This window comes from Tahibacter sp. (assembly GCF_032229445.1).
GTDB lineage: Bacteria > Pseudomonadota > Gammaproteobacteria > Xanthomonadales > Rhodanobacteraceae > Tahibacter.
Genome location: NZ_JAVTWC010000110.1, coordinates 25072 through 33885, shown reverse-complemented (window position 1 = coordinate 33885; position 8814 = coordinate 25072). Strand labels below are relative to the sequence as shown.

11 protein-coding genes are annotated in these 8814 nt (G+C 66.8%); 9 read left to right on the top strand and 2 right to left on the bottom strand.

Features of this window, described 5'->3' with window-relative positions; translation table 11 throughout:
* Nucleotides 1-290 precede the first annotated feature (290 nt).
* The 9 genes from RUU78_RS20410 (at nucleotide 291) to RUU78_RS20370 (ending at nucleotide 6114) form a co-directional block, all read left to right on the top strand.
* Nucleotides 291-722 (top strand): universal stress protein, encoded by a 432-nt coding sequence (locus tag RUU78_RS20410; protein WP_166654321.1) that lies wholly within the window; start codon nucleotides 291-293, stop codon nucleotides 720-722.
* Between the two features lie 404 nt (nucleotides 723-1126).
* Complete coding sequence (locus RUU78_RS20405) at nucleotides 1127-1393, top strand: DUF2249 domain-containing protein (protein WP_313919516.1); 267 nt, start codon at nucleotides 1127-1129, stop codon at nucleotides 1391-1393.
* The gene (locus tag RUU78_RS20400; protein WP_313919515.1) at nucleotides 1374-2624 is read left to right on the top strand and encodes a hypothetical protein; all 1251 of its coding nucleotides are present in this window, start codon (nucleotides 1374-1376) and stop codon (nucleotides 2622-2624) included. Before RUU78_RS20405 ends, RUU78_RS20400 begins: the two co-directional genes overlap by 20 nt.
* The gene (locus RUU78_RS20395) at nucleotides 2621-2956 is read left to right on the top strand and encodes a chorismate mutase (protein WP_313919514.1); all 336 of its coding nucleotides are present in this window, start codon (nucleotides 2621-2623) and stop codon (nucleotides 2954-2956) included. Before RUU78_RS20400 ends, RUU78_RS20395 begins: the two co-directional genes overlap by 4 nt.
* A gap of 141 nt (nucleotides 2957-3097) precedes the next feature.
* Entirely contained in the window at nucleotides 3098-3613 is a 516-nt protein-coding gene (fabA, locus tag RUU78_RS20390) for a 3-hydroxyacyl-[acyl-carrier-protein] dehydratase FabA (protein ID WP_133821356.1), read from the top strand.
* A 1-nt stretch (nucleotide 3614) separates the two neighbouring features.
* The gene (locus RUU78_RS20385; protein WP_313919513.1) at nucleotides 3615-4823 is read left to right on the top strand and encodes a beta-ketoacyl synthase N-terminal-like domain-containing protein; all 1209 of its coding nucleotides are present in this window, start codon (nucleotides 3615-3617) and stop codon (nucleotides 4821-4823) included.
* A gap of 101 nt (nucleotides 4824-4924) precedes the next feature.
* Nucleotides 4925-5149: a hypothetical protein gene (locus RUU78_RS20380; RefSeq protein ID WP_133821358.1), complete on the top strand. Its 225-nt coding sequence runs from the start codon at nucleotides 4925-4927 to the stop codon at nucleotides 5147-5149.
* Nucleotides 5150-5269: 120 nt separating this feature from the next.
* A complete protein-coding gene (locus tag RUU78_RS20375) occupies nucleotides 5270-5812 on the top strand; it encodes a DnrO protein (RefSeq protein ID WP_313919512.1) in 543 nt (180 codons plus the stop codon).
* A complete protein-coding gene (locus tag RUU78_RS20370) occupies nucleotides 5809-6114 on the top strand; it encodes a hypothetical protein (protein WP_133821360.1) in 306 nt (101 codons plus the stop codon). The genes RUU78_RS20375 and RUU78_RS20370 overlap by 4 nt, the downstream gene beginning before the upstream one ends.
* A gap of 132 nt (nucleotides 6115-6246) precedes the next feature.
* Here RUU78_RS20370 and RUU78_RS20365 read toward each other — a convergent pair whose 3' ends face one another.
* Both RUU78_RS20365 and RUU78_RS20360 read right to left on the bottom strand, forming a co-directional pair.
* Nucleotides 6247-7734 carry a UbiD family decarboxylase gene (locus RUU78_RS20365; protein WP_313919519.1) on the bottom strand — a complete coding sequence of 496 codons (1488 nt, stop codon included), beginning with the start codon at nucleotides 7732-7734 and terminating at the stop codon, nucleotides 6247-6249.
* Nucleotides 7731-8783: a PLP-dependent cysteine synthase family protein gene (locus tag RUU78_RS20360; protein WP_313919518.1), complete on the bottom strand. Its 1053-nt coding sequence runs from the start codon at nucleotides 8781-8783 to the stop codon at nucleotides 7731-7733. The genes RUU78_RS20365 and RUU78_RS20360 overlap by 4 nt, the downstream gene beginning before the upstream one ends.
* Between the last annotated feature and the right edge of the window lie 31 nt (nucleotides 8784-8814).

Here is an 8814-nt window from a genome sequence, read left to right as displayed (position 1 = left end):
TCGCGCCTTGGCGGACGGCGAATTCAACCACACCAGCGCACTCGTCCTGCTCGACCGCGAAGGTCGCCGGATAGCCAGCAGCGAGGCACTGGGGGCGACACCGGATCCAAAATTCATGGCTGCCGTGCGGAATGCGCTGGAGATATCCACAAAGTAGCGTTGAAAGTGCGCTCGCTGCAGCGGAACAGGGCGGGCCGTCTTCCGCGGCTCTAGGCGGCTTGATTTTGGGTCGGATTAGGCAGCTACCGCCCGTAGCAGAGTCAATCCCGAGAGACATTCAGGACCATGGCATGAAAGTAGTGATAGCCGTCGACGGCAGCGAACACAGCAACCGCGCCGTGGACTATGTGGCCTTGCACTGGTTGCCCGCAGACCCCTCGCCACGAATCGTGCTGTGTTACGCCGATCCCGAGCCAGTGCCGCTAGCACCGGCGCACGGCGGTGATGAAGATGATGCCGAATTGGCCAGTTACCACGCGGGTAATGCCGACATCGCCTTGCGCTACGGAAATGCTGTGTTCGCGAGCGTCGGCCTGGAGACGGTGGAACATCGACTGGTCGGACCGCCCGTCGCTGGGATCCTAAGCCTCGCCAGACAAAGCGGTGCTGATGTCATCGTACTCGGCGCGCACGGCAGCGCCTCGCACAGTCCCCGCTCCCTGGGCACCGTGGTAGAAAATGTGCTGGCTGAAAGCACAGTGCCGGTGCTGGTTGTGCCCTGACTACGCGGCGTAGAAAAGCGTAGTCCACGAAGATCGAATTCAGTCAGGAAGATTCGGAACCCCCAAAATTGCGCGCCCGCGCCTCTGTGGCGAGGAAAGCGAGGATTGCCCCCCGTTCTGGCGCATGAGCAGCGACGATGCGTTGGAACGCTCATTGGGGTGAGATCGCCCTTGAACTTCCCCCTTCGTAGACCGTACCGGCAGCGCGCAGCGCGAAACGAATCAATGATTGGCTGATCTTGCTCCGGGCGTCCTGTTTCGCCCGGGCCTAGTGCGCGCGACGAAGGCCAGGACGGCCTGATCGGAGTTCTCTGCACTCGCAACGATCCGTCTGTTCCGTCGCCTGTCCTGGGTTCTTGACCTACATCAGCGCGCTGCAATGCTGAAGATGGTGCACTGGTTGCATGAACTCTTCCCTCCAGCGGCCCGGCGAAACCGTACTTGAGCTGGACCTGAGAGCGCTGCCGCCGCCACAGCCGCTGGTACAAGCGCTCGCGGCGGTGGACAGGATGGCGCCCGGCACGGTTCTGCGAATACTCACGCCGCTCCTGCCCTTGCCGCTGCTGGAAGCCTTGACAGCGCGCGGGCTGACGCACCGGATCGTGCCGCAGAAAGGTCATGGTGCCTGTGTGATGGTCGAACGGACAGATCATGGCGCGACTGGCGATTGAGGACGCGCCGGCGCCCTCGACACCGCGTCGTTTCCTGCTCGCGGCACCTTACTGGGGTATGGCTGCCGGCGCGCTACTTCTGACCGATGCGGCCGCGCTGCTGCACACGCGCTGGCATCCGGCAACGCTGGCGGCCACTCACGCCTTTACGCTGGGCGTTATGGGCAACCTGCTCGTGGGCAGCCTGCTGCAGTTTCTTCCAGCGGCGGCCGGCGTGCGCCTACGCGGTGCCGCCTGCGGGGGCCTGCTCTGCCTACTGTTCAACTGCGGCATACTGCTTTTGACCAGCGGACTGTATCTGCTGAAGCCTCTGTTGCTGACTGCGGCGGCGGCGGCGCTCGCACTGGCCTTTTCGCTGCTGGCCGTCATGACCGGCCCGGGGCTGCTCACGGCCTGCGGACAGGGCCTGCTGCGCGCAGGGCTCAGCGCCGCCCTGCTGGCGGCGCTGGTCACTGCGGCCGGCGGCGTCCTGCTCGCCCTCGCCCTTAGCAACTGGCTGGCTGCGCCGTGGTCAGTTCCCGTGCTGACCGATGTCCACGCCGCCTGGGGCATCGCCGGGTGGGTGCTGCTGACCCTGGGCAGCGTTTCTCGCGTGGTCATGCCCATGTTCCTGGGCACGGCCGTCACGCCGCCCAGACTGCAAATGGCCTGGACCGCGGCAACTGTGTTGCTGCTCGTAGCCGCTTCGATCCTGCTGCTCGCCGGTGGATCCGCCATGCCCCTGCGCCTGAGCGTCGCCGGCGCGGCGCTCGCATTCGCCAGCGCCGCGTTACAGCAACAGCTACGCACCGCACCTGCGCGCAACGCGCCGCTACGCGCTTGGTGGCGAAGCGGGCTGCTCGCGCTTACCGCATTTGCGCTTGTCTTGCCGTGGCAACTGCGCGGCGATCTGCTAGCCGGCGTACTCGGGATCGCCGTCGCTTTGCCCTTGCTGACGGTGGGCATGCAGCTGGAAATCGTCGCCTTCCTCGGCTGGCTTGATCTGCACCGGCGCTACGGCCACGGCACGCGCTTGCCCAGCGTGCACCGGCTGTTGCCGGACGCTGACAAATGGCGCGTGCTTTGCGGCTTTCTTGCCGCGGTGCCACTGCAACTGGCGGCCGTACTAAAGCCTTCGACCGGGCTCGCGCGTGCGGCCGGGCTGGCGCTGCTAATTGCCTACACGCTGCTGTGGCATGCGCTGGGCGGCGTACGCCGGCGCAGCGCGCGCTTCGTGGCCCAGAAGGCATGAAAGTGCGCCAATCCGCACCACTTCCGCTGGCCATGCTGCGTGCGCTGGTCGATGCGCTCGATGACGGCCTCATTACGCTGCTGGCCGCACGTCGCATGCTGGTTGGGGCGATAGCGGTGGTAAAGGCAGAGGCGCATATCGCCACGTGCGATCCCGCGCGCGAGTGCTACGTGCACAACCGCGCGCTGCGGCTGGCGCGTCGCCTGGGTGTGCCGGCGACGACGGCGCGCGCCGTGATCGAAGCCGCTATCGCCGATGCGCGAGGGCAACAGAACCCGCCGCTCGCTGCTGGCCCCGAGAGGCCGGCATCGCAGCCGTGCTGCGACCGATGAACGCGAGCGCCCCCACCTGCCGTAGCACGTGACTCCGCATTCTCCCCAATTGCGACTTGTCGCCGATCGCGTTGACTCAGATCAGCGCGGCAAAGCGGGCGTGTCGCGCAGACTTGCTCCTTATCCCTCAACAGGCTGGCCATGACGCGTCCCTCCTCGCTGGACTTCCAGCAGATTCTGGCCTGCGCCCGCGGCGAGCTGTTCGGCATCGGCAATGCACGCCTACCTGCGCCGCCCATGCTGATGTTCGATCGCATAACCGCCATCGACGATCACGGCGGCAACTACGGCAAGGGGCTGTTGCGCGCTGAACTCGACATACGTCCCGACCACTGGTTCTTCAATTGCCATTTTGATACCGACCCGGTCATGCCCGGCTGCCTGGGTCTGGATGCGATGTGGCAGCTCGCTGGCTTCTTCCTGCCCTGGCTGGGCGAGCCCGGCCGCGGCCGTGCGCTGGGCGTGGGCGAGGTGAAGTTCGCCGGCCAAGTGCTGCCCAGCGCACGCTTGGTGCACTACGAGATTCATATCAGCCGGGTGATCCGAAGCCGACTCAAGATGGTTGTGGCCGACGGCAATACCTTCGTTGACGGACGACCGATCTACTCCTCACGGAACCTGCGCGTAGGCCTGTTCCAGACCACGGAGGGTTTCTGACATGCGACGCGTCGTCGTAACCGGGATGGGCGTGGTTTCCTGCCTGGGCAATGTGGCCGACGCCGTTTCGCATGCGCTGCGCGACGGCGTCAGCGGCATCTGCGCCATGCCCGAATACGCCGCACAGGGCCTGCGCAGCTGCATCGCCGGCCTGCCTCGTGTCGACCTTGCCGCAGCCGTGGACCGTCGCCTGCGACGCTTCATGGGCGATGCGGCCGCTTACAGCTATGTCGCCCTGCGTGATGCAATCGCCGATGCGGGCCTGGGGGCGGACTGCGTCAGCCATCCGCGCACCGGTGTGATTGCCGGCTCCGGCGGCGGCTCGGCCCAGTGGCAGATCGAGACCGGCGACCTACTGCGCAAGAAAGGCGTGCGCCGGGTCGGTCCGTACATGGTGCCGCGAACGATGTGTTCCACCGTATCGGCCGCACTGGCCACGGCGTTCGGGGTGCTCGGTGTCAGCTATTCCATCGCCGCCGCCTGCGCGACCTCGGCGCATTGCATAGGCGCCGCGGCGGACCTGATCCGGCGCGGGACGCAGGACGTGATGTTCGTCGGCGGCGGCGAGGAACTGCACTGGGGCATGGCTGCGCAGTTCGATGCGATGGGGGCGCTGTCCAGTGCCTACAACGCTGCGCCGGCACGGGCCTCGCGCCCCTACGATAGCGGCCGCGACGGCTTCGTCATTGCCGGCGGCGCTGGCATGCTGGTGCTGGAGGACTACGCTCACGCCGCCGCGCGTGGTGCGCGCATCCATGCTGAGCTGGTCGGCTATGGCGTTACTTCCGATGGTGCAGACATGGTTGCGCCGAACGGGCTGGGCGCCGTGCGCTGTATGCAGATGGCGCTGGCCGGCGTGCGCAAGCCAGTCGACTATCTCAATACACACGGCACGGCGACGCCGCTGGGCGACCTCATCGAGCTGCAGGCCGTGCGCGAAGTCTTCGGCGCGGCCGTGCCGCCGCTGTCCTCGACCAAGTCGCTGAGTGGGCATTCGCTCGGCGCGGCCAGCGTGCACGAGGCCATCTACAGCCTGCTGATGTTGCGCGACGGATTCATCGCCGGCTCGGCCAATATCGATAGCCTGGATCCGCAGGCCGCGGCCTTTCCGATCGTGCGTGCGAGCCGCCCGGCGATGCTGAACACGGTCATGTCCAACAGCTTCGGATTCGGCGGCACCAACGCGACGCTGGTGTTCACGCGTGCCTGAGCGGCCGATTTCTACCGCAGCTGACTTCGATCAAGGCGCCAGCGCCGGTAGTGGCCGAAGCTGCCGGCAGATCCCCGACCACGCAGAAGGATAGTTCTCATATGACTACGACCGCGACTCCCGCGCTGGCCGAACAGGCGCAGCGCGCTTTGACGGCGCATGACCGCAATGCCGAAGTGACGCTGGATGCCGACGGAGGCTTCGTCGTGCGCACCGAGCTGACCGAGGCCGAGGTGCGGCGCCTGCTCCAGGCCGCTGCACTGCCAGTGGCGGTGCGCACAGTGCCCGCACGCAGCGATTGCTGCGGCGGCTGTGGCGGCGCCTGAACCCGCCCGCTTTGCGCGGTGCCGGGTGCCGGGTGACGGCCTGTCGCGGCTGGCGACAGAAAGCAGGTCATGCCCGGCGCCGCGCTTTTTTGTGATTCCCTGCGAAGGCTTTCCATGCCCATGAAAAACCGTAGCCGCCTACTCGCTTTTCTCGTCCTGTCCGGCATCACGGCTCATGCCGCAGCCGCTGCAGCGGAGCCGTCGTCCGAGGACCACACGGCCCATGCGGCCCACGGGACGCCAGCAACGCAGGACTCGCACGCAGCGCCTGCGGCGCCTGATGCCGCCGCGCCGACTAACCCTCCGGCGAAGCGCTGGGCCAGCGACGCGGCCTTGCGCGAAGGCATGGGACGGGTGCAAGCCGCGCTCAAGGAACTGCGTCATCACGAGCTGGGCCATATGCCGCTGGCGGCGGTGCGGGAGCAGGCAGCGCAGATCGAAGCGGCAATCCGCTTCCTGTTCGCCAACTGCAGGCTCGCGCCGGACGCGGATGCTGCCCTGCATTCGATCCTGCTGCCGCTGCTGCAGTCCGCCAAGCACCTGCAAAGCGAGCCCGCGGACCGCGCCACGGTCGCGGCGCTGCGTGCAGCCGTGGCGCCATATCCGCGCCAGTTCGACGATCCGGGCTGGCCAGCGACACCGGATTCCGCTGCGGCGCAATGAGTAGCACGGCGGAGAACAGCTACGTCCAGGCCTGGCAGTGCATAGGCTGCGGCCGCATCGAGGCGCCGCAGCCCTGCATCGGCGTCTGCCGTGACCGCAAAGTGCTGCTGGTCGGCAAGGAAGACCACGAGGCAGCGCTAGCCGAAATCCAGCGGCTGCGCACGGCACTGACCTGCGCCTCGGCCATGCTGCGGCGCTTCGGTATGGCCACGCCGCATGTGGGACAGTGGGAAAATTCCTATCGCGCGTTGCAATTGCAGGTGCGTGAGGTGCTGGCTGTGCTCAGCGCTGGCGCCACCTGAGCGGACGTGCATGCACCGCCGCCTGTGCCACTGGGTGTTCGCTGCCAACCTAAATCGAATTGCGTCTATGCAACGCTGCCGTTGCGGCAGCGTGATCGCGACCCATCAGCATGAAAACGCAGCGGCCTGTGCTCAGCCCGCCGGCGTCCGCAGGTCGTGCATCAGCTTCTGCCATATCGCATCGACGCGGCTCTCCACCCCGACATCGGGCATGATCGGTCGACCCCAGCTGCGCGTGGTTTCCTGCGGCCATTTGTTGGTCGCGTCCAGACCGAGCTTGGAGCCCAGCCCCGCCGTCGGGCTGGCGAAGTCGAGATAGTCGATCGGCGTGTTTTCCACCAGAAAGGTATCGCGCGCCGGATCGACCCGCGTCGCCACCGCCCAGATCACGGCTGTGCCGTCGCGCACGTCGATATCGTCGTCGACGATGATGACAAACTTGGTATATGTGAACTGGCGCAGCCAGGACCACACGCCCATCATGATCCGGCGCGCATGGCCGGCGTACTGCTTGCGGATGGACACTAGGGCGACGCGATACGAGCAGGCTTCCGGCGGCAAGTAGAAATCGACGATCTCGGGAAACGCTTTCTGCAGCAGCGGCACGAACATGTCGTTGAGCGCAAGGGCCAGTACCGAAGGTTCGTCGTGCGGTGCGCGGCCCATATAGCTGCCGTGGTAGATCGCGCCGCGGCGCAAATGCATGCGTGCGATCGTCAGGACCGGAAAATGATCCTGCGCGTTGTAGTAGCCGGTGTGGTCGCCGAATGGGCCTTCCAGTGCGGTCTCGTCTGGATGGATGAAGCCTTCAAGCAGGATCTCCGCGCCAGCCGGCGCATCCAGTCCGGTCAACGCACTGTGCCACAGTCGCGTGCGGCCGCCGCGCAGCAGACCCGCGAATTCATATTCCGAGAGAGAGTCCGGCACCGGCGCGACGGCCGCGAGCAAGGTGGCCGGATCGGCGCCGATGGCGACCAGCAGCGGGAACGGACGCCCGGGATGCGCGTTGCGCCAATCGGCATAGTCCAGCGCGCCGCCGCGGTGCGGCAGCCAGCGCATGATCACGCGATTACGCCCCAGCACCTGCTGACGGTAGATCGCGACGTTTTGGCGCGGCTGGCGCGTGCCGCGCGTGATCACCAAGCCGAAGGTGATCAGCCGGCCGGCATCGCCAGACCAGCAATGCTGTATCGGCAGCCGCGCCAGGTCGACCGCGTCGCCGCTCAGGGTTTCGTCGAGAAAGGCCGCTTCGCGCACGCGCCGCGGCGCGACATGGGCGAGTTGGGCCAGCTCGGGCCACTGCGCCAGGGCAGCGCGCAGGCTGCCCGGCCAGCGCGGCTCACGTATTGCCGCGAGTAACTGGCCGAGTTCGCGCAGCGAAGCCAGTGGCCGGCCAGCAAGCGCCAGTTCTATGCGCCGACGATGGCCGAACAGATTGCCCAGCAGCGGCTGCGCCGACGTTCCTGCCTTTTCCATTAGCAGAGCCGGGCCGCCCGCGCGCAGGGCGCGCAGGCACAGCGCGGTGGATTCCAGGTGCGGATCCACCGTTTCGGTGACGCGCAACAATTGCCGCTCGCGCTCCAGCTGCGCAAGAAAGCCGCGCAGTTCCTCGAAGATCATGGGTTGACGCCCACCGGTGCCTGCCAGCAGCCGCTGGCGATGCAGCGATTCAACGTGGCCAGCCATGGGCGAAGATCCAGCGCCTGCACCGCCAGCCAGTTCTGATCGAACAGAGTCTCCGCGTAGCGTTCGCCGCGATCGCAGAGCAGGCTGACGATGCTGCCACTCTCGCCGCGTGCGCGCATGGCTGCGGCCAGCTGCAGGCAGGCGGCGAAGTTGGTGCCGGAGGACCCGCCGTAGCGCCGGCCGAGCAAGCTTTCAAGGCACCAGACCGCGGCCACCGATGCTGCGTCCGGCACTTCCACCACGGTATCGGCCACCTCGAAGAGGAAGCCCGGCTCGACCCGGGCGCGGCCTATGCCTTCGATCCGTGTGGAGACGCTAGCGCAGACGTCGCGGCTGCCCGAGCGCCAGCCTTGCGCGAACGCGCAGCCGGCTGGATCTGCGACGCATAGACGCGTGGCCAGCCGGCGATAGCGCAGATAGCGTCCTATCGTTGCCGACGTACCACCTGTGCCAGCGCCACAGACGATCCAGGTCGGCACCGGTGCGGTTTCTGCACTGAGCTGGGACAGGATGGACTCAGCGATGTTGTTATTGCCGCGCCAATCAGTTGCGCGCTCCGCTAGGCCGAACTGATCCAGGTGGCACGCGCCGCTCACCGCATGTTCGGCTGCGCGTACGGTAACGTCGGCCGGATCGTCGACCAGATCGCAGGTCGCGCCCAGCGCCTGCACTTCGCGAATCTTCTGCGGCGCCGTGCCGGCCGGCATCACCGCGACGAACGAAAGGCCGAGCAGGCGCGCGAACCAGGCCTCAGAGATGGCCGTGCTGCCGGAAGACGCGTCGACCACCCGCTGGCCCGCGCGCAGGCGGCCGTTGCACAAGGCGTAGAGATACAGCGAGCGAGCCAGCCGGTGCTTGAGGCTGCCGGTCGGATGCGCCGCCTCGTCCTTGAAATAGAACGCGATACCCGGAAACCCCGGCAGGTCCAGCTTGAGCAGATGCGTATCGGCCGAACGCGCAGCCTCCTGCGCGAGGATCGCGATGGCCGCATGCTCCCAGTCGCGCGTAGCCCCG